We start from the raw sequence: 18,219 nt of genomic DNA on the forward strand, positions 1-18,219 counted from the left end.
CATCACGGTAGGCGGGCGCGGAGCGACACGCGGTGGCGCCGCGCCGCGCGATGCGCTTCCCGTCGGCTCTTCGCGACCCCCGCGCGCCGGTGACGACGCACCTCTTGTCCGATCGACGTCCGGGAACGACGAAGGCCGCGGATCCGTCGATGGATCCGCGGCCTTCCGTCAGCCGTCGAGGGGCCGTCAGCCCGCCTTGCGCACCTTCCGGCGCTCGCGCTCCGAGAGGCCGCCCCAGATGCCGAAGCGCTCGTCGTTCTGCAGCGCGTACTCGAGGCACTGCGAGCGGACCTCGCACTGCGCGCAGATGCGCTTCGCCTCGCGGGTCGAGCCGCCCTTCTCCGGGAAGAACGCCTCCGGGTCCGTCTGCGCGCACAGCGAGTCGGCCTGCCAGGCCAGGGGGTCGTCGTCCTCGGCGACCCGGCGCACGCTCGGCACGCCGAGGTTGATGGGGTCGACGAACCAGTCGCTCGGAACCGAAGCCTGGAAGGGGGAAGCGGTCATTGCAGATCCTTCTCTCTTGCGCCTGCAGAGCCCCGCGCTCCGCCGGCATTCGCCCTCCGGAGCCCCGCGCTCCGATGACGTGGCGGTAATTACACAGGCGTACTTCGGAATGGCGCAAGACCGGATCTGACGACAGGTCATTGCAGCGGCGCACACAGCGGTCGCGCCTTCAAGACCGATGGAGGGCCGGCGTCGAAGGTTCGAAGACCCTTGGAACGGCCTGGCAGCCGGTCCCCTGATCAGGCTTTTTGCTTCGATAGCCGGACCGGTACCTGTGAGTTCGGGTCAACCCTCGACCGGGGGTCGAAACCTGACGACACGCCGATAACGACAGTCGCTTCGTAACATGACTGTTACAAACGGTGCTCGGCGCGTCGCGTGCGCCCCCGAAACCGTGTTCGAAGCATGCCGAATTCCGCACTTGGCGACCCCCTCTTCCGAGGGGCGGGAAGCGATTCCGGGCGATATCACGCGCCGATAACGCAGCGGAAATCGGACACGCCGGGACACGCCGTCAGACGGCGACCGCGCCCTGTCGCGCCTCCCACGCCGACCGCACCATCTGCTCGAGGGTGTGCCGCATGCGCCAGTCGAGGTCGCGCCCCGCGAGCTCGCCGGAGGCGACGATCCGCGCCGGGTCGCCCGGACGGCGCGGACCGACCTCGGGCGTGAAGTCGATGCCGGTCACCTCGGCGACCGCGCGCATGATCTCCCCGACGCTGACGCCGTCGCCGGAGCCGAGGTTGTAGACCGGCTCGATCGCCTCCCCGGCCGCCAGACGGCGAGCGGCGGCGACGTGGGACACGGCGAGGTCCGCCACGTGGATGTAGTCGCGCACGCACGTGCCGTCGGGCGTCGGGTAGTCGTCGCCGTTGATGCGCGGCGTCCTCCCCTCGAGCAGCGCCTGGAAGACGAGCGGGAAGAGGTTGTGCGGGCTCGTGTCGAAGAGGTCGGGCGAGCCGGATCCGACGACGTTGAAGTAGCGCAGGGAGGTGTGGCTCAGGCCCGCGGCGACGCCCTGGTCGGCGAGCAGCCACTCGCCGATCAGCTTCGACTGCCCGTAGGGCGACTCCGGGTTCCGCTCCGTCGACTCCGTGACGAGGTCGGTGTCGGGGGTGCCGTAGACGGCGGCGGAGGAGGAGAAGACGATCTTGTCCACGCCCGCCTCCCCCATGGCGCCGAGCAGCACCTGGGTGGCGGTCACGTTCTGCTCGTAGGTGTGCAGGGGGCGCTGCACCGAGACGCCGGCGTACTTGAACCCGGCGACGTGGATCACGCCCTCGACGTCGTGGTCCGCGAAGACGCGGGCGAGCAGGCCGCCGTCGAGGATCGTCCCCTGCACGAAGGGGACGTCCCGCGCGACGAAGCCGCGGTGACCGCTGGAGAGGTCGTCCACGACCACCGGCGCGAGCCCCGCGTCCTGGAGCGCGCGCACCACGTGCGCCCCGATGTAGCCCGCGCCGCCCGTCACCATCCACGCCATGGCTGGACCCTAGCCCGGGCGCCGGACGCGACCCGGGAGCAGGATGTCCCGCGTGTGCGGGCGTTACGTGGTGACCAAGGCCGTGACCGATCTGCTGCCCGACCTGCTGGGCGGCCTCGGCGGAGGGCTGCCGGACGACTACAACGTCGCCCCGACCGCGCTCGTGCCCGTCGTGCGGCAGCGCGGCGGCGAGCGCGCGCTCCGCGAGGTGAAGTGGGGGTTCCTGCCCTCCTGGGCGAAGGATCCGAAGCAGCGCCCGCAGCCGATCAACGCCCGCATCGAGACGGTCGCGACCTCCGGCATGTTCACGCGGGCGTTCGCGCGGGTGCGGGTCGTCGTCCCGGCGCTCGGCTACTACGAGTGGGTGGTGACGCCGACCGGCAAGCAGCCGCACTACATCCACGCGCCGGAGGCGGGGCTGGCGATGGCCGGGATCGTCAGCGCCTGGGCCGACCGCTCCCGCCCGGACGACGACCCGGAACGCTGGCTGCTCTCGATGGCGATCATCACGCGCGACGCCCACGTCGCGCCCGGCGAGGTGCACGACCGCATGCCGGCGTGCCTCTCCCCCGCCGGCTACGAGGCCTGGATGGCGGAGGACGCGGAGCCGGACGACCTGCTCGCCCTCCTGCATCGCGAGTCGGTCGCCGTGGCGCACACGCTGGAGCACTACGAGGTGAGCCGCGACGCGAACAGCGTCCGCAACAACGGCCCGGGCCTGATCCGCCCCCTCCCGCCCGCCGCGTGACCCCCGCCCGCGCGTTCACGCCTCGCGCCCGCAAGAGTCGCCCTCAGCGCCACCTGGCGCCGAGCGCTCCTCGCCATCTGGCGCTCAGCACGCACCTCCGAGCGCGCCCCACCCCTGCTCCCCGCCGATCGCCGTCGCGTCCGCACTCGCGCGCACGGCCCGCACCAGCAAGGCGTGCGCGCCCCGCACCCCTCCGTCGCCCTCAGCGCCACCTGGCGCCGAGCGCTCCTCGCCATCTGGCGCTCAGGCCGCACGTTGCGCGCCCGCCTCGGCGCCGCCGCCGGTGCGGCCGCCTCGGCCCGGAAGAGCGGATCGCTCCTCCCCAGGCGCGAGATCCGCGGATCCGCTCCACCGTCGCCTTGACAGGGCAGGAGGAGGCGCGGCCGCGGCCATCCTCCCGCCATGTCGCTCACGCTCCCGCTCCTCGACCCCTGGCGCCTCGAGATCCTCGTCGTCAAGGGCGGCTCGCATTCGAGCGGTGAGCGCAGCGCGCTCCGCCGCGATGTGGAACGCGGTCTGCTCCTACGTCTCCGCAAGGGGGCGTACGTGGACCGCCTCGCCTACGAGTCCCTCACCCCGGAGGGGCAGCACATCGTCCGCATGCGCGCGCTCGCCGCCGTGAGCGACGGGCCGATCGTCTTCTCGCACTTCTCGGCCGGCGTGGCGCACGGCCTGCCCGTGCTCCGGAGCCGGCTCAGGGCGCTGCACGTCAGCCCCGGCACGACGAACGGCACCGCGGTCGGCACTGCTCCGCACCGCTTCCCGCTCAGGCGCGACGAGGTCGTCGAGCTGCACGGGCTCCTCGTGACCAGCAGCACCCGCACCGTCATCGACGTCGCCGGTGGCAGCCCGTTCGACGAAGGGGTGATGGCCGCCGACGCGCTGCTGCACTCCGGCGTGCCCCGGGAGCTGCTCCTGCTCGCGGTCGACCTCGCAGGTCCACGTCAGGCAGCGCAGCGGATCGGCGACGTCGTCGCGTTCGCGCATCCGGCGGCCGAGTCTGCCAACGAGTCCCGCGGCAGGGTCACCATGATGCGGCTGGGCGTCGAGGTGCCGCAGCTGCAGCACGCGTTCCTCCTGCCGTCCGGCGTCTGGGTCTACTCGGACTTCTGGTTCCCGAAAGCGGATGCGGTCGCCGAGGCCGACGGCGACGTCAAGTACCTCTCCCCCGTGCTCGCGCCAGCGGGAGCGGGGGCTGCGGTCCTGGCCGAGAAGCACCGGGAGGACGAGCTGCGCTCCCTGGTCGCAGCCCTCGCCCGCTTCGGCTGGCAGCAGGCCGGCAGCGCCGCCCTCCTCGCCCCTGTGCTCGCTCGGGCCGGAGTGCTGTCGACCCGGCCCCGCACCGTGCTCGCGGACTACGCGGCCGCAGCCCGCACCGCTCGCGCCCGCTTCACCCCGCGACGCCCGTCGCAGTAAATCTGCGACGTCAGCGCCAGATGGCGGCGAGCGCTCGGCGACGACTGGCGCTCAGGGCGCGAACTGCTGCGGTGAGGGGCGGGCTCGGGGTCAGAAGCGGGCGACGACGCCGTCGATGACGGCGACCGTGTCCTCCCAGCCCTCGACCGCGATCACGGGGACGCCGAGCGCCTTCACCGGGTAGTCGTTGCCGTCCGGGTCGAGGCGGTCGCCGACGAAGAGGGTGTCCTCGAAGCCGACCCCGGTCAGCTCGCCGAGGCGCCGCATCCCGTAGGCCTTGTCGATGCCCTTCCGGGTGATGTCGACCGAGGTCGAGCCGCCGCTGCGCACCTCCAGGTCCGGCACCTGCTCCTGCACCGCCGCCCGCAGCCGGCTCTTCTTCTCCCCCGTCGGGTCCCAGGCCTTCTTCTCGTCGAGCGGCGCCTGCTGACCGAGCGCGGAGAACGTGATCTGCGAGCCGCGGTCCTCGATCGCCGGGCCCCAGGTGCGCTCCGCCCACAGCCCCAGCGCCTTCGCCTGCTGCTCGACCGCCGCCATCGCGCGATCCTTCTCGTCCTCGGTCAGGTCGTCGGCGTACACGCAGTGCAGCGCGCCCTCGTCGAGCCGCCAGTACTGCGTGCCGCAGGTCGGCATGAGGTGGAGGCGCTCCGCGAGCCCCTCCGGCAGGTCGCCGAGCCGCTCGACCACCTGGCTGCGGAACTGCTCGATCTGCCCGCCGGAGATCACGCACACCTGCGCGACGTCGAGCAGCCGCAGCAGCGCCTCCCGCACCGCATCCGGCAGGGGCGCCTTCGACGGGGCGAGCGTGTCGTCGAGGTCGAAGGCGACGAGGGCGGGGCGATCGGGAACGTCCAGGGGCACTGGTCCACGCTAGAGGAGGGACAGGCCCCCATCCGAGGGTGAGAACGCTCCGAAGACTGATGAACACCTCGGGACCGGAGGGCGACGTCCACGGGGTGTCCAGGGAATCAGGGTTGCGCCGCCCCCGTTCGGGGGGAAACCATAGGGCGTCCTGAGCCCCCGGTAACGACGCCCGAAGCTCACCGTCCCCCGTTACGTCGTGCCCCCAGACGACGCAGTGACAGAGGAAACATGGAATCAGGAGCCCTTGGCGACGCCGTGCCCGGCGGCCGCCTGCGCTATGCGCCGCCGCCCGCGATGGCGATGCCGGAGACGGCGCCCGTCCACCGGCTCGGCTGGCGCCAGGGATTTCGGATCGCGCTGATCGGCACCGATGCGGTCGTGATCGCCGCTGCGCTCCTCACCGCGCAGTCGCTCAGGGTCGGGATGTCGCCGTCCAACGCGATCGCACAGCTGTCCTACACGCTGTCCGGCGTCGTCATCGGCCTGATCTGGATGGCGGCGCTCGCGATGATCCGGTCCCGCGACGTGCGCGTCATGGGTGCCGGGAACGACGAGTTCCAGCGCGTGGCCAAGGCGACGGGCGTCACCTTCGGTGCGTTCGCCGTCTTCGACCTGCTGACGAAGGCGAACTCGTCCCGCGGCTACCTGCTCGTCGCCCTGCCGCTCGGCCTCGCCTGCCTGCTGCTCGCGCGCTACTTCTGGCGCTCCTGGCTGCTGGCGAGGCGCCGCGAGGGCCTCTGCCTGATCGGCGCGGTGGTGGTCGGCAACCACCAGGACGCGACCCGCGTCACGAACCAGCTGCTCGCGAACCACCGCGCCGGCTACAAGCCCGTCGGGGTCGCGTACACCGACGGCACGGGCGGTGCGCGCTTCGCCGCCGCGGACGGGCAGGACGTGCCGCTCGTCGACTACGGCCGCCTCGCGGAGACGGTCCGCGCGACCCACACCCGGGCCGTCATCGTGGCCGGGGAGCTGCCGGGCGGCCGCGAGACGATCCAGCAGGTCGGCTGGCAGCTGGAGAACTCGAAGACCGAGCTGATCCTCACCTCCCGGCTGACGGACGTCGCCGGCCCGCGGATCCACATGCGACCGGTCGAGGGCCTGCCGATGCTGCACGTGGACCTGCCGCAGTACGCGGGCATGAACCACTCGATCAAGCGCGGCGTGGACCTGTTCCTCGCCGGGCTCGCGTTCGTGCTGCTGGCGCCGGTGCTGCTGGGCGTCGCGCTCGCGGTACGGCTCGACTCCCCCGGCCCCGTGCTGTTCCGGCAGGAGCGGATCGGCGCGCACGGCGAGCGCTTCACGATGTTCAAGTTCCGCAGCATGGTGATCGACGCGGAGGCGCGGCTCGCGGCCCTGGCGGCGCAGAACGAGGGCTCGGGTCTGCTGTTCAAGATGAAGGACGACCCCCGGATCACCCGGGTCGGCGCGTTCATCCGCCGCTACTCGCTCGACGAGCTGCCGCAGCTGCTCAACGTGCTGAACGGCTCCATGAGCCTGATCGGCCCCCGGCCGCCGCTGCCGCGGGAGGTCGCCGCCTACGAGGGCCGGGTGAACCGCCGCCTGCTGATCAAGCCGGGCATCACCGGCCTGTGGCAGGTCAGCGGCCGCTCGAACCTGACCTGGGAGGAGAGCGTGAAGCTCGACCTCTACTACGTCGAGAACTGGTCGATCACGACCGACTTCAGCATCCTCGCCAGGACCGTCAAGGCCGTTCTGCGGCGCGACGGGGCGTACTGACGTCGTTCTCGCCGTCGGGCGCGGGCGCCGCGCGGCGCCCGACGTCCAGGCGGTAGACGACGCTGGCTCCCGCCACGGCGGCCAGCACGACGGCGACCCCGAGCCAGGGCGTGACGGCCTGCCAGGCGGCCATGCCGAGCAGCACGCCGACGGCGAGCACGATCGCGACGAGCCGGTCTCGAACGGCCACGATTGCCCTCCCGGGCGCCGACGGAGCGGGGGTGCATCCCGGCCGATCGCGGTCGGGATCCCGCGCTCATTCTGGTGGCTCCGATCCGCGATCTCGACCCCCTGCACCCATCGCAGCGGCCCGGATGCGCGCGTCGTGGCACGCGAACGGGCCCTGCCAGCCAGGCACCTGCACGCCCGGCGCACCCCCAGACCATTGGCCGCATCGCGGAGGACCGACCCTCGGCGCATGATCCGTCCGAGCGGTGGCCACATCGCGCTCGAATGCTGCGCTGGAGGCTTGCCCGGACGCAACGGCTGCGCCGATACGCTGCGATGCACGGACCACGATCACACGACGAACCAGGACGATCGGCCAATGAACCTCCCTGCGACCACGACTCTCCGCGTCGGCCTCGTCGACGATCACGAGGTGATCGCGACCGCGGTCCGCGCAGCGCTCCGCCAGACCAGGGAGCTGGAGCTCACCGCCTTCGCGCCCACGGTGGACGGCCTCTTCGCCAAAGCGAGCGGCCGTCTGCACCTCGTCGTGCTGGACCTGCGCCTCGCCGACGGCTCCTCCCCCGCGAACAACGTCGAGCGGCTCGTCGCGGCCGGCTGCAACGTCATCGCCTTCACGAGCGGTGAGAGCCCCTACCTGCTGCGCGCGGTGGCCCGCACGCCCGTGCTCGGCATCGTCCGGAAGAGCGAGCCGCTGCACGCGCTCACCACCGCGCTGCTGCGGGCGGCCCACGGGCAGCCCGTCGTGACGGCGGAGTGGGCGTCGACCGTCGAGAACGACCCGTTGATCTCCGACGCGAAGCTGTCGCGCCAGGAGCAGCGGATGCTCGCCCTCTTCGCCGACGGGAACACCGCCCAGTCGGTCGCGGAAGGGGCGGGCATCGCGGTGTCGACGATCGAGGACTATGTGCGGCGCATCCGCACGAAGTACGCGAAGGCCGGGCGCCCCGCCTCCACGAAGGTGGACCTGTACAAGCGCGCCGTGGAGGACGGCTTCCTGCCCGCACCGAACGAGCCGTGACCGCGGCAGCGCCCGCAGCGGGCTCCGCGCGCCTCGTCGCGCGTCGCCGAGGCCGAGGCCGAGGCCGAGGCGAACGGGCGGAGGAGCGGATCCGGCGTGCCCTCGCCTTCGGCTTCCTGCCGGCGGGCGTCGTGTTCGGGGCGCTGGCCGAACAGGAGGCCGCGAACCAGGCCTCGCACTTCCCCGCGTGGTGGATGCTGGTCGCGTTCGCGCTCGGCGTCGGACCGAGCATCCTCCTCGGCATCGCGGCGCTGGTCGCGCCCGTCGCGGCGCTGACGCGGATCGCCGGCGTCGCCGTCTGGTGCGTGCTGGTCGTGCAGGCCTCGGTGCCGCTCGTCGTGCTCCCGTGGCCCGAGGCGAACGGGCAGGCCTGGTTCCTGCAGGTCGGCGGGCTCGGGCTGATCGCGGCGGCCCTCGCCTTCAGGCCGAAGGCCGCGGTGCTGACGCAGGTGCTCGGCGCCGCGGAGGTGACGGTCACCCGCGCCGCGACCGACCACTCCGACGCCTTCGTGCAGGGTCTGCAGGACGGGCTCTACCTGCTGCTCTTCACGCTGACCTTCGTCGCCCTGGGCATCGGCGCCATCGGCGCGGCGCGCGTGGCCGACGAGGAGGAGGCGGAAGCGATCGCGTCCGCCGCGACGGCCGCTGCGGACGCCGCCCGCGAGCGGGAGCAGGCGCGCGTCAACGCGCTCGTCCACGACCGCGTGCTCGCGACGCTGCTCGCGGCCGCACGCCCGGTACCCGGGTCGTCCGACCTCCAGCGGGCGGATGCCGCACGCGCCCTCGCCGGCCTGCGGGCGCTGCTGCACGACGAGTCCCCTCGTGAGGACACGACCGGGCGCGAGCTGATCTGGCAGGTCCAGGCCGTCACGACCGAGCTGGCACCCGAGGCGGGCTTCGGCCACGACCTGGACGGCGACCCGGACGTGCCCGGCGAGGTCGCCGAGGCGCTGCTGCAGGCGACGGAGGAGGCGCTGCGCAACAGCCTGCGTCACGCCGGCACCGCGAACCGCACGGTGCACGTCGCGGTCGAGCCGACCGGGATCCGCATCGACGTGCTCGACGACGGAGTCGGATTCGAGCGGGCGACGGTCCCGGCCGAGCGCCTCGGGATCGCGGAGAGCATCGAGGGCCGGCTGCGCTCGCTGCCGGGCGGCGCCGCGGACGTGGTCACGGAGCCGGGCGTCGGCACGCGCGTCCTGCTGCGGTGGGCGTCGCCGTGAGCGCGGCCCCGAGGGGACGGATGCTCTCCTACTCCGCGGACCACCTCCCGGGGCTGCACCCCTGGCTGCGGTCGGTGCTGCTCGGCGGCGGCCTCTACGTCGCCCTGTTCTTCGTGGTGCACGTCGCGCTCGCCGCGACCGCGACCGGCATCGCTCCCGTGGACCTCGTGCTGCTGGTGCTCGTCTGCGCCCCGCAGGTGGTCTACGCCCGTCGTCGCGGGGCGGACATCGGCCGGCTGCGCGGCCTCCTCATCGCCGCCGCGCTCGTCGCCGCCGGTGCATTGGGGTTCTGGAGCACGTTTCCGGCCGCACCCGACGCGACGTACGCAGCCTGGTTCCTCGGCGCGATCACCTTCGACCTGCTGGGGCTCGCGCTGCTCGGCGCGCTCGAGATCGCCTGGTCCACGATGGCGGCGCTGGTCGTGCTGAGCGGGATCTGGGCCGTGTCGCACGGCCTGCCGGTCGCCGAGGGCCCCGTGATCGTCGTGCGCCACGTCGCGACCCTGCTCATCGGCACGCTGCTCGTCGTCAGCCTGCGGCGCAGCCGCAGCGCCTTCGTCGCCTTCCAGGCCGCACGCATGCGGCGCTCGACCGAGGAGGAGGCCGCGAGGGCGCGAGCCGCTGCGCGGCGCATCGCGGCCGAGCGGGTGCTCGAGCAGGCCGGCCCGACGCTCGAGGCACTTGCGGCAGGACGGCCGCTCAGCGCGGACGACCGCCGCCAGCTGCTCGTGCTCGAGGGCGCGCTGCGGGACCAGATCAGGACACCCCTGCTCGTCTGCGGCGCGCTGCGGGACAGCGTCACCGCGGCTCGGCGCCGCGGCGTCAACGTGATGCTGATGGACGAGGCGGAGCAGGCGGACGCTGCCGTCCGCGTCGAGGCGGCGGCATGGCTGGCGGAGCGGCTCGACGCGACGGGCGCCGGCGGCTTCGTCGGACGGCTGCGCGACCTGGGCGACGCCGTCCGGGTGTCCGCGGTGAACGACGATCACGGCGATGCGCGGTCGTTCCCGCTCTCGGACGCGCCGGCACCCGAGCAGCGCCCACAGGAAGCCGTCAGCCCGTATGCGCTCGGCTCATAGGAGCCTCGACCACCCTCCGGACATGGAGCTCGCGACCACGGCACTCATCGGCATCGGCGCCGTGTCGGGCTGGGCGCTGGCGGCAGCCGCAACGGCGCTGATCGCCGGGCGGATGATCCACGAGCGGGACGCGCACGACCGTCCCGCCGTCCTCGGGTCGTCCGCGAGCACGACGCAGCGCTGATCCCGGCCGGCCGCCGCTGGATCGCTCGGGAGATCCGGACTCAGCGGGCGCGCACGTGCAGGACCACGGGCCCGGCGTTGGTGGTGCTGCCCGCGTTCAGGGTGAACGAGCCGGTCGGTGCGGCGAACCACCATGGCCCGTCGATCGCCGGCACGGTGCCCTCGAACGAGTCCGCGTCGTAGGTGTAGACGCCCGGCCGCAGCCCGCCGACCTGCAGCCGGCCGTCCTCGGCGCGGGACGAGAAGCGCACGACCGCGCCCTCCGGCGAGCTCGCGGTCCCCGAGACGATCGAGACGCCGTCTCCGCCGGAGATGAACCAGCCCCGGTACGTCGCGGGCCGCGGACCCGGCTGCAGGTCCTGCGGAGCGCCGTCCTCGACGACCTGCACGGCCACCGGGTCGGCCGGCAGCAGGTCCCGCGCCCGGGTGACGACGGGCAGCAGCCCGGGGACGAGCCCCTGCACCGCGTAGGCGCCGGAGGCGTCGATCGTGCTCGAGCGCGCGAGCAGCGCGGGGTCGCCGACCGCGACCGAGCCCCCCGTGGCCCCGACCACCGTGCCGCGCAGGGACGCCGCGGGCCGGTCGATCGTCACGTCCACCCCGGTGGTGGAGGTCGTCGCGAGCCCGTCGGTCGTCCCCATCCGCGCCTGCGTCGCATCGGCGGGCCGCGTCACCGCCCAGACCGTGTAGCGCTCGCCGGGCGCGAGGCCGCCGGCGGACCAGCGCCCGTCGGTCCCGGCCTCGGCGACGCGGAGCACGCGCCCGGTCCCGGTCTCCTCGACGACGACCTGGACGGGAGCGCCGTCCGCGCCGCTCACCACGCCGGCAAGACGCCCGGCCGGGATCGCGCTGCTGCGCACCGCCACCTCGCCCAGCGTCTCGGGCACCTGGACGGTCGTCTCGACCGGCTGCACCAGCTCGCTCACCCGTTGCGCGGGCTCGAGGACCTGCGCGCTCGGGTCGGGCGTCGGCGTCGGGGTCGCGCTCGCGGTGGGTGCGGGCGTCGCGGTCGGGGTGGCGAGCGGGGCGGGCACGGCGGAGGGCGAGGGCGTCGAGACCTTCGCCGCCGGGTACCGGCCGATCTCCACCGTGTACTCGCCCGCGGCCAGGCCGGTGAAGCGGTACCCGCCCGTCGCGGAGGTCGTGGTGGAGGCGACGACCTCGCCGCTGCGCTCGAGCAGCACCGGCACCGCCTGCACCGACGCGCCCTGCGTCGCGTCCACGGTGCCGACCACGGTCGCCCCGGTCACCGGGGCGGGCGGATCCGCGCGGACGGTCTGCTCCGCCACCACGTCGACCTGCACCGAGACGGGCAGCAGGGGTGCGACCGGCACGAGCGCGACCGCGTAGCGCCCGGGCGCCAGCGGCTCGGAGCGCCAGCGGCCGCGCCCGTCGGGCTTCGGCGTCTGCACGACCGACCCGTCGAGGCGCCGCACCTGCACGGCGCGGACCTTCGACGCGGCGACGGGCAGCGTCCCGCCGATCCGCCCCGCCTGCTGCAGCCGGAAGTGCAGCCGGTCCGCGCCGCCCGCGAGGTTGCGCGCGGTCGCCGCGTCCCACCCCTGGTAGAGGGGACTGGCGATCGGCCGCTGCACCTTCGCGCCGATGGTCCCGCGCACGACCTGCCGGCCGTCCGCCTCGATGACGGCGCGCTCGGCGTCGGGCTCGGTGCCGGCGTAGACGTAGCCGTCGCGGGAGGTGGGGATCTCCAGCGTGAAGACGCCGTTCGCATCCGTCTGCCCGCGCTGGATCGCCCCGGAGCCGGGCACCCAGAACCCGACGGGGAAGAACGCGAGGCGCTGGTCGCCGATCGACACGTCGCCGCGGATGGTCGTCTGCTCGCCGGAGTTCGCGGTCGCCGCCGGGATCAGCGCGGCGCCCGTGACGACGAGGCCGATCAGCACGGTTGCGAGCAGGTCGAACCAGCGGCCGTGCCGCCGACGCGCTCGCGCCATCAGACCCCCCTCCGCCGGATCGGGCGACATCCAACCAGGCCCGTCCGACGTCGCCGCGTCGCCGCGGGATGCGACCGGCCCGGGGACGCCGTCCATCCGGCAGGGCTGGACGGATGTCGGGGCCAGGACCGGCCTCGCCCCGTGTCGCACCCCCGTCCGGGGCACGCCCTCCGATACGAATGACCCATGTGGATCGCGCTGATCGCCGGAATCGCCGCCACCTGGCTGCTCGTGGCCGTCGCCGCGGCCCTGCTGATCGGCCGGGCCGTGCGGATGGCGGACCGCCGGCGGCCCCGCGCCGCCCGGCCCCGCCGCACGACCGCAGCCCTCGGCCGGGTGGTCGAGATCGCCACCGGCGCCATCCCCGTGATCCGGCCCCGCGTGCTGCAGGCCGTCACGGGCGCGATCCCGGTGATCCGCCCCCGCTGAGGATCCCGCCGATCGTCAGCGCCCGCCCTCGACGCTGAGCCGCAGGCGGGCTCCGCGCCCCAGCTCGACGAGCCCCTGGCCCTGCAGCGCCTCCGGCCTGCGAAGCGGCCGCCCCTCGAGCGACACCCGCGCCGCGGATGGTCCCGGCACGACCCACCACTGCTGCTGGCGGTGCTCGAGCAGCAGGTGGTCGTCGGCGACGCCGGGCGCGTCCACCACGATGTCGTTGCGCCGGGCCCGGCCGACCGTGGCGAGGCCACGCGCCGCGGGGACGACGCGCACGTCGGTGCCGTGCACGACGAGCAGGTCGCCGGGTGCCGCGTGCTCCGCGAGGCCGATCGGGTACGCGGCGGTAGCCACCGCGTCCTCCCCGCCGAGGCCCCGCGGGATCACGTCGGTGAGCGCGGCGTCGTCCGGCACCGGACCCGTCCGCGGGGCGACAGGGGCCGGCCCCGTCCGCGGGGCGACCGAGGGGCGGCCCTGCGGCGGCACGAAGGGCCGCGGGGACGTGGTCGGCGGCGGCTCGGGTGCGGCCTCGAGCCGCGTCTCGGACCGCACGAACGCCTGCCGGGGTCGCAGCGAGATGTCGCGGACGATCGAGACGGCCGGCTGCGCGCCGAGCAGCCAGCCGGAGCGGCTCGCGTGGTCCGTGTAGAACTCGAGCAGGTCGCGCTGCGCGGCGTCGACGCCCATCGCCTCGTCGATGGCCGCGTGGTCCTCGGGGCTGACGTGGACCTCGAGCGCGGAGGCCGCCACCCGGCGACCGGAGGCGGTGCGCTCGCCGATCCGCTTCACCCGCTGCGCGAGCCGGCGCTGCGCCGCGATCCCGCCGCCGGTGCGGCCGGGCACGAGCCCGTCCGCGACGAGCCGCGGCAGCGTGCGCCACGACGCGCCCGTGATGCGGGCCGTGGAGCGGACGAGGGCGAGCACGACGAGCGCGCCGACCGCCAGGCCGGCCACCAGTCCCAGCGCGAACCACCCACCCACGGCGCCAGTATGACCGGCGCTCGTGGGCGTCCGGGTCGGTCGGAGGGCGGAGATCAGCCGCGCTTCAGCCGAGCAGGCGCGCCTTCGCGGCCGCGAACTCCTCCGCGGTCAGGACGCCCGCGTCCTGCAGCGCCGCGAGCCGCTCCAGCTCCACGACCAGGCCGCCCGGCTGCGCGGCCGGTCGGTCGCCCAGCGCCTCGGCGAGGCGGCGCAGGTCCGCCTCGCGCCCGGTGAACCGCTCCGGGGCGCCGAGGGCCGTGAAGCGCAGGGTGGCCGGCTTCCCGCCGCTCAGCTCGACCGCGGTGAGCGCCGCGAGCGGCCACGCGACCTGCTCCTGCCGCACGAACGCCATCCCCGCGAAGCGCAGCCGCGCGTCGGTGAGCAGCAGCGCGCCGACCTCGCCCTGCGGGTGGCGCTCGGCGCGGATCCAGAGGACCTCCCGCTCCCCCGCTGCGAGCGAGCCGCGCAGCTGCGCGACGTGCCGCTGCACCGAGACCATCCGCGCCCCTTCCCGCCGTCGTCACCCGCGCCTAGCGTGGGCGCACCCGCCTCCCGAGGAGCCCGATGCACGCCCACTGCACGCTGGTGCCGCCCTACATCCTGCAGGCCATCGCCCGGCAGGCCGAGCCCGCGTCGCGCGAGGCGGCGATCAGCACGCTCGCGCTGGACCGGACCTTCGCGGTCAACCGCGTGCTCGCGGCCGGCGCACGGCCCTCGCTCGCCGCCGCGCCGGCGGTGCTGCGGCGGGAGATCGCGGACGCGGGCGGCACGGAGGAGCTGCCGGGCACGGTCGTCCGGCGGGAGGGCGACCCTCCGTCGGCCGACGTCGCGGTGGACGAGGCGTACGACGGCCTCGGGGCGACCTGGCGGCTGTACGACGAGGCGTACGGGCGGAACTCGATCGACGACGCGGGGCTGCGGCTCGACGGCACGGTCCACTTCGGGCAGGCCTACGACAACGCGTACTGGGACGGCGAGCGCATGGTGTTCGGCGACGGGGACGGCGAGATCTTCGAGCGCTTCACGGTCGCGGTCGACGTGATCGGGCACGAGCTGACGCACGGCGTCACCGGGGCGACCGCGGACCTCGAGTACCGGAACCAGGCGGGGGCCCTGAACGAGTCGGTGTCGGACGTGTTCGGCTCGCTCGTCAAGCAGCGCCTGCTCGGGCAGACCGCGGAGCAGGCGAACTGGCTGATCGGCGAGGGGCTGCTCGCGCCCGGGGTGCACGGCGTCGCGCTCCGCTCGATGAAGGCGCCCGGCACCGCGTACGACGACGAGCGCCTGGGCGGCCGCGACCCGCAGCCGGCGCACGTCCGCGACTACGTGCGCACGACCAGCGACAACGGCGGCGTCCACACGAACTCCGGGATCCCGAACCACGCCTTCTACCTGGCCGCCGTCGCGCTCGGCGGCAACGCCTGGGAGCGCGCGGGCCGGGTCTGGTACGAGGTGCTGACGGGCGGCGAGCTGTCCCGCACCGCGACCTTCCCGCAGTTCGCCCAGCTGACGGTCGCCGCCGCGGACCGCCTCTTCGGCACGGACGCCCGCACCGCGGTCGAGGAGGCCTGGATCGGCGTCGGACTGGTCGTCCGATGAGCGTGCAGCGCGTGGTCGTGACCCGCACCGGCGGCTTCGCCGGGATCGTGCGGCGGGCCGAGGTCGACGACCCGGAGCGGGCGGAGGCGCTCTCGTCCGCGGTCCGCGCCGTCACCGGCCGCGAGGCGGACGACCGCCGCCGCGACGCGTTCGTCTACGAGTTCCGGCTGGTCACGACCACCGAGGAGACACGCGTCGACCTGCCGGAGGGCGCCCTCGACCCCGACCTCCGCGACCGGGTCCGCTCCCTCTTCCGCTGACCGCGCTCCGCCACGCCGCGAAGGACTCCCCGGCGCGAACGCGGACTTGCCCCGTATTGCGGTTCCGCCCGGCGCGTCACGACAACCATCGGCAAGCCCGCGTCCCGGCATCGCGGACTTGCCCCTTATTGCGGTCCCGCGCCGGCGTGTCGCAGCAACGCGGGGCGAGTCCGCGTCTCGCCCGCGGGCCTCGCGGATCACGGGGAGGAGGCGCGGCGTGTCGGGGCGAATGCGGTGTGTCGCGCCTCGGATGCGCTATGCGGGGCGCACCCTGTCGGCATCCCCTCGACGGGGGACAGCGGACATCCGGGAGGAACCGATGAGCACTGTGCTGATCGTGGACGGCAGCGACGTCTGCCGCGGACCGATCGTCGAGTTCGCGCTGCGGAAGCAGCTCGCCGGCGACTCGCCCCTCGCCGACGTCGCGGTCGAGAGCCGCGGCCTCGGCACCGACGGCGGCCGCCCGATCTGCGATCTCGCCGCCGGTCGCCTCGGCGGCTCGGCACGCGCCGCCGCCTTCTCGGACATGCACCGCAGCACGCGGCTGACGCACTTCGAGGCGAACGAGGCGGACCTGATCCTCACCGCGGAGCGCGCCCACCGCAGCGCCGTCGCGCGTCTCGCCCCGCACGCCCGCGCCCGCTCCTTCACGCTGAAGGAAGCGCTGGTGCTCGCGACGGTGCTCGCCGACGAGGTGCGGACCGGCCGCACGCGCCGCCCCCGCAGCCTCGCCGAGACGGTCGAGCTGCTGCACGAGGTCCGCGGCGCGATCCCGCTGATCGAGCCGCCGATGAACACGAACGTGTTCCACCGCGACCGAGCGCTGCCGAAGGCGGACCCGCTGGCCCTGATCGACGGCCACGAGGACGCCCCGCTGCACCGGCACGCGACGGACGAGGCCTACCAGGTCGCGCTGACGCTCGGCTCGCGCCTGGTCGACCTGGTGGAGGACAAGCTGGCGCGCATCGACGCGACGCCGAACGACTGGTGGTGGCGCCAGCACGCCTGACGCCCCCATCGGAACGAAGGGCGGCCGGAGCCGGGAGGACCACTCCCCGGAGCCGGCCGCCCTCGCTCGTGCGTCCCGTGGCACCCGCGGCCGGGTAGCGCTCCTCGGGGCTACGGTGACGAGATGCGCACCGCACTCGCCCTCGCGGCCTCCGCCGCGCTGGGGGCGTTCGGCGCGTGGCTGGTGCTCGCCGACGCCTACCCGCACGAGGGCCCGTGGGTCGAGATCTCGCCGCGCCACGGGATCCACGTGGGCGACGTGATCATCGTGCTGCTGTGGGCGGCAGCGACGTGGGCGATGCTGCGCCGGGCCCGGCACCGCCCCAGGGTTCGCTGAACCCGCCTGAATGGACACGCCGGACCGTGATCCCGGCGTGACCTCCCTGCGGCATGGTGTCCACCGTGCCCCGTTCGAGGGCCGCGACGGAGGGGTCGCGGACGGGGCACCTGAGCATTCGGGGGGATGCATGGGCACGGTGCTGGTGGTCGATGGATCGGACGTGTGCCGCGCGCCGATCGTCTCGTTCGTGCTGCAGGAGCGGCTGGCGGGCGCGGCGACGTCGAGCGGGTGGACGATCGAGACGCGGGGGCTGACCGCCCGCCCGGGCGCCACCATGTGCGAGGGCGCGGCGGGCCGGCTCGGCTGGTCGGGCGCCGCGATCGCCTACTACGGCTCGCACCGCGCGCGCCCGCTGGGCGTGCACGACGTCGCCGACGCGGCGCTGATCCTGACGGCGGAGCGGTCGCAGCGCTCGTCGGTCGTGCGGATGGTGCCCGGCACGCAGGCGCGCGTCTTCACCTGGAAGGAGGCGCTGGTGCTCGCCTCCGTGCTGGCCGACCGCGTCCGTAACGGCGTCGCGAACCCGCCGGCCGATCTCCCGGCGCTGGCCGCGGCGCTGCACGCCGCCCGCGGCACCGTGCCGCTGATCGAGCCCGCGGTGCGCACCGGCCCCTTCCACTGGCGCCGCGCCGCCGAGCCCGACGTGCTGTCGGTCGCCGACGGCCACGCGGCCGCTGCGCAGCACAAGCACGTGACGCTGGAGGCCCACGACCTCGCGGGGCGCCTCGGCGCGCGGATCACGGAGCTGCTGACCGAGCGCGTGCCGGCCATCGCGCCGGCGCCCGAGCGGCGTCCCCGCCGGAGGCGCCTGCTCGCCTGAGCCGTGCACCCCGCCCCGCGCCGGAAGCGCCGGAGGGGCGATGCACCGCTCCGGTGCGGAGAGGCGCGATCAGGCCGCGCCACTCCGCACCGAGCTCGGCAGCGACCTGCCGTGCCTGAACGCGCGCAGGACCGCGTCGAACTCGCGCTGCGCGCGCCGCCGTGCGCGCCGGTCCTGCAGACGGACGAGCAGCCCGGGTCGCAGTGCATCGATGCCGGCTTCAAAGGCACGGGTGGAGCCGTCGGCGCGGAACGTCGTCATGACACCTCGTTCGTTCGTGTCGAGGGCGACGCCGTCGACGGGTCCGCGACGCCCTCGCGAGGACGTCGTGAACGGGGCTGCGGTTCGAGCACTTCCTGTGCCCCTCGTCG

21 protein-coding genes are annotated in these 18,219 nt (G+C 74.4%); 13 read left to right on the top strand and 8 right to left on the bottom strand.

The annotated features are described in order from the left end of the window. Positions 1-186: 186 nt before the first annotated feature. A complete protein-coding gene (locus tag ACFSBI_RS00930; RefSeq protein WP_377931306.1) occupies positions 187-504 on the bottom strand; it encodes a WhiB family transcriptional regulator in 318 nt (105 codons plus the stop codon). Between the two features lie 514 nt (positions 505-1,018). Then, positions 1,019-1,987: a UDP-glucose 4-epimerase GalE gene (gene galE / locus ACFSBI_RS00935; protein WP_377931307.1), complete on the bottom strand. Its 969-nt coding sequence runs from the start codon at positions 1,985-1,987 to the stop codon at positions 1,019-1,021. Positions 1,988-2,039: 52 nt separating this feature from the next. Between galE and ACFSBI_RS00940 the strand changes: the two genes are divergently transcribed. Further along, complete coding sequence (locus ACFSBI_RS00940; RefSeq protein ID WP_377931308.1) at positions 2,040-2,735, top strand: SOS response-associated peptidase; 696 nt, start codon at positions 2,040-2,042, stop codon at positions 2,733-2,735. Between the two features lie 402 nt (positions 2,736-3,137). Next, a complete protein-coding gene (locus ACFSBI_RS00945) occupies positions 3,138-4,151 on the top strand; it encodes a hypothetical protein (RefSeq protein WP_377931309.1) in 1,014 nt (337 codons plus the stop codon). Positions 4,152-4,241: 90 nt separating this feature from the next. On the opposite strand, the gene ACFSBI_RS00950 is transcribed toward ACFSBI_RS00945, so the two are convergent. Continuing rightward, the gene (locus ACFSBI_RS00950) at positions 4,242-5,012 is read right to left on the bottom strand and encodes an HAD-IIB family hydrolase (protein ID WP_377931310.1); all 771 of its coding nucleotides are present in this window, start codon (positions 5,010-5,012) and stop codon (positions 4,242-4,244) included. 231 nt (positions 5,013-5,243) lie between these two features. Here ACFSBI_RS00950 and ACFSBI_RS00955 point away from each other — a divergent pair, with 231 nt between their 5' ends. Next, complete coding sequence (locus tag ACFSBI_RS00955; RefSeq protein WP_377931311.1) at positions 5,244-6,755, top strand: sugar transferase; 1,512 nt, start codon at positions 5,244-5,246, stop codon at positions 6,753-6,755. Here ACFSBI_RS00955 and ACFSBI_RS00960 read toward each other — a convergent pair. Further along, positions 6,721-6,945 (bottom strand): hypothetical protein, encoded by a 225-nt coding sequence (locus tag ACFSBI_RS00960; RefSeq protein WP_377931312.1) that lies wholly within the window; start codon positions 6,943-6,945, stop codon positions 6,721-6,723. The two genes, ACFSBI_RS00955 and ACFSBI_RS00960, sit on opposite strands and share 35 nt — an antisense overlap. Before the next feature lie 357 nt (positions 6,946-7,302). On the opposite strand from ACFSBI_RS00960, the gene ACFSBI_RS00965 reads away from it, so the two are divergent. From ACFSBI_RS00965 to ACFSBI_RS00980, 4 genes are read left to right on the top strand one after another with little or no spacing between them, the layout of a single operon-like run. Beyond that, a complete protein-coding gene (locus ACFSBI_RS00965; RefSeq protein ID WP_377931313.1) occupies positions 7,303-7,965 on the top strand; it encodes a response regulator transcription factor in 663 nt (220 codons plus the stop codon). Continuing rightward, the gene (locus ACFSBI_RS00970) at positions 7,962-9,188 is read left to right on the top strand and encodes a sensor histidine kinase (RefSeq protein WP_377931314.1); all 1,227 of its coding nucleotides are present in this window, start codon (positions 7,962-7,964) and stop codon (positions 9,186-9,188) included. Before ACFSBI_RS00965 ends, ACFSBI_RS00970 begins: the two co-directional genes overlap by 4 nt. Positions 9,189-9,208: 20 nt before the next feature. Continuing rightward, a complete protein-coding gene (locus tag ACFSBI_RS00975; RefSeq protein WP_377931315.1) occupies positions 9,209-10,267 on the top strand; it encodes a hypothetical protein in 1,059 nt (352 codons plus the stop codon). A 22-nt stretch (positions 10,268-10,289) separates the two neighbouring features. Next, on the top strand, positions 10,290-10,451 hold the full coding sequence (locus ACFSBI_RS00980) for a hypothetical protein (protein ID WP_377931316.1): 162 nt from the start codon (positions 10,290-10,292) through the stop codon (positions 10,449-10,451). A gap of 40 nt (positions 10,452-10,491) precedes the next feature. Here ACFSBI_RS00980 and ACFSBI_RS00985 read toward each other — a convergent pair whose 3' ends face one another. After that, positions 10,492-12,405 (bottom strand): SdrD B-like domain-containing protein, encoded by a 1,914-nt coding sequence (locus ACFSBI_RS00985; protein WP_377931317.1) that lies wholly within the window; start codon positions 12,403-12,405, stop codon positions 10,492-10,494. A gap of 186 nt (positions 12,406-12,591) precedes the next feature. Between ACFSBI_RS00985 and ACFSBI_RS00990 the strand changes: the two genes are divergently transcribed. Next, positions 12,592-12,834: a hypothetical protein gene (locus ACFSBI_RS00990; protein ID WP_377931318.1), complete on the top strand. Its 243-nt coding sequence runs from the start codon at positions 12,592-12,594 to the stop codon at positions 12,832-12,834. A 15-nt stretch (positions 12,835-12,849) separates the two neighbouring features. On the opposite strand, the gene ACFSBI_RS00995 is transcribed toward ACFSBI_RS00990, so the two are convergent. Continuing rightward, entirely contained in the window at positions 12,850-13,821 is a 972-nt protein-coding gene (locus ACFSBI_RS00995; protein WP_377931319.1) for an FhaA domain-containing protein, read from the bottom strand. 64 nt (positions 13,822-13,885) lie between these two features. Further along, positions 13,886-14,320: an SHOCT domain-containing protein gene (locus ACFSBI_RS01000; protein WP_377931320.1), complete on the bottom strand. Its 435-nt coding sequence runs from the start codon at positions 14,318-14,320 to the stop codon at positions 13,886-13,888. A gap of 65 nt (positions 14,321-14,385) precedes the next feature. Here ACFSBI_RS01000 and ACFSBI_RS01005 point away from each other — a divergent pair, with 65 nt between their 5' ends. The 5 genes from ACFSBI_RS01005 to ACFSBI_RS01025 all read left to right on the top strand — a co-directional run bounded on the left by ACFSBI_RS01005 (position 14,386) and on the right by ACFSBI_RS01025 (position 17,848). Next, the gene (locus tag ACFSBI_RS01005; protein WP_377931321.1) at positions 14,386-15,420 is read left to right on the top strand and encodes a M4 family metallopeptidase; all 1,035 of its coding nucleotides are present in this window, start codon (positions 14,386-14,388) and stop codon (positions 15,418-15,420) included. Next, positions 15,417-15,680: a protealysin inhibitor emfourin gene (locus ACFSBI_RS01010; RefSeq protein ID WP_377931322.1), complete on the top strand. Its 264-nt coding sequence runs from the start codon at positions 15,417-15,419 to the stop codon at positions 15,678-15,680. The genes ACFSBI_RS01005 and ACFSBI_RS01010 overlap by 4 nt, the downstream gene beginning before the upstream one ends. Positions 15,681-15,999: 319 nt before the next feature. After that, on the top strand, positions 16,000-16,689 hold the full coding sequence (locus ACFSBI_RS01015; RefSeq protein ID WP_377931323.1) for a low molecular weight phosphatase family protein: 690 nt from the start codon (positions 16,000-16,002) through the stop codon (positions 16,687-16,689). 123 nt (positions 16,690-16,812) lie between these two features. Beyond that, positions 16,813-17,025: a hypothetical protein gene (locus ACFSBI_RS01020; protein WP_377931324.1), complete on the top strand. Its 213-nt coding sequence runs from the start codon at positions 16,813-16,815 to the stop codon at positions 17,023-17,025. A 130-nt stretch (positions 17,026-17,155) separates the two neighbouring features. After that, positions 17,156-17,848: a low molecular weight phosphatase family protein gene (locus ACFSBI_RS01025; RefSeq protein WP_377931325.1), complete on the top strand. Its 693-nt coding sequence runs from the start codon at positions 17,156-17,158 to the stop codon at positions 17,846-17,848. Positions 17,849-17,917: 69 nt separating this feature from the next. On the opposite strand, the gene ACFSBI_RS01030 is transcribed toward ACFSBI_RS01025, so the two are convergent. Beyond that, positions 17,918-18,109, bottom strand: coding sequence for a hypothetical protein (locus tag ACFSBI_RS01030; RefSeq protein ID WP_377931326.1), 192 nt, complete (start codon positions 18,107-18,109; stop codon positions 17,918-17,920). Positions 18,110-18,219: the final 110 nt, after the last annotated feature.

Origin of the sequence: Amnibacterium endophyticum (assembly GCF_042680685.1) — a bacterium.
GTDB lineage: Bacteria > Actinomycetota > Actinomycetes > Actinomycetales > Microbacteriaceae > Amnibacterium > Amnibacterium endophyticum.

What these genes read in the sequence shown, in the direction of transcription:
- ACFSBI_RS00930 (WP_377931306.1), bottom strand. Translation starts at nt 504, where the DNA reads ATGACCGCTTCCCCCTTCCAGGCTTCGGTTCCGAGCGACTGGTTCGTC.
- galE (WP_377931307.1), bottom strand. Translation starts at nt 1,987, where the DNA reads ATGGCGTGGATGGTGACGGGCGGCGCGGGCTACATCGGGGCGCACGTG.
- ACFSBI_RS00945 (WP_377931309.1), top strand. Translation starts at nt 3,138, where the DNA reads ATGTCGCTCACGCTCCCGCTCCTCGACCCCTGGCGCCTCGAGATCCTC.
- ACFSBI_RS00955 (WP_377931311.1), top strand. Translation starts at nt 5,244, where the DNA reads ATGGAATCAGGAGCCCTTGGCGACGCCGTGCCCGGCGGCCGCCTGCGC.
- ACFSBI_RS00965 (WP_377931313.1), top strand. Translation starts at nt 7,303, where the DNA reads ATGAACCTCCCTGCGACCACGACTCTCCGCGTCGGCCTCGTCGACGAT.
- ACFSBI_RS00975 (WP_377931315.1), top strand. Translation starts at nt 9,209, where the DNA reads ATGCTCTCCTACTCCGCGGACCACCTCCCGGGGCTGCACCCCTGGCTG.
- ACFSBI_RS00980 (WP_377931316.1), top strand. Translation starts at nt 10,290, where the DNA reads ATGGAGCTCGCGACCACGGCACTCATCGGCATCGGCGCCGTGTCGGGC.
- ACFSBI_RS00985 (WP_377931317.1), bottom strand. Translation starts at nt 12,405, where the DNA reads ATGGCGCGAGCGCGTCGGCGGCACGGCCGCTGGTTCGACCTGCTCGCA.
- ACFSBI_RS00990 (WP_377931318.1), top strand. Translation starts at nt 12,592, where the DNA reads ATGTGGATCGCGCTGATCGCCGGAATCGCCGCCACCTGGCTGCTCGTG.
- ACFSBI_RS01000 (WP_377931320.1), bottom strand. Translation starts at nt 14,320, where the DNA reads ATGGTCTCGGTGCAGCGGCACGTCGCGCAGCTGCGCGGCTCGCTCGCA.
- ACFSBI_RS01005 (WP_377931321.1), top strand. Translation starts at nt 14,386, where the DNA reads ATGCACGCCCACTGCACGCTGGTGCCGCCCTACATCCTGCAGGCCATC.
- ACFSBI_RS01010 (WP_377931322.1), top strand. Translation starts at nt 15,417, where the DNA reads ATGAGCGTGCAGCGCGTGGTCGTGACCCGCACCGGCGGCTTCGCCGGG.
- ACFSBI_RS01015 (WP_377931323.1), top strand. Translation starts at nt 16,000, where the DNA reads ATGAGCACTGTGCTGATCGTGGACGGCAGCGACGTCTGCCGCGGACCG.
- ACFSBI_RS01020 (WP_377931324.1), top strand. Translation starts at nt 16,813, where the DNA reads ATGCGCACCGCACTCGCCCTCGCGGCCTCCGCCGCGCTGGGGGCGTTC.
- ACFSBI_RS01025 (WP_377931325.1), top strand. Translation starts at nt 17,156, where the DNA reads ATGGGCACGGTGCTGGTGGTCGATGGATCGGACGTGTGCCGCGCGCCG.
- ACFSBI_RS01030 (WP_377931326.1), bottom strand. Translation starts at nt 18,109, where the DNA reads ATGACGACGTTCCGCGCCGACGGCTCCACCCGTGCCTTTGAAGCCGGC.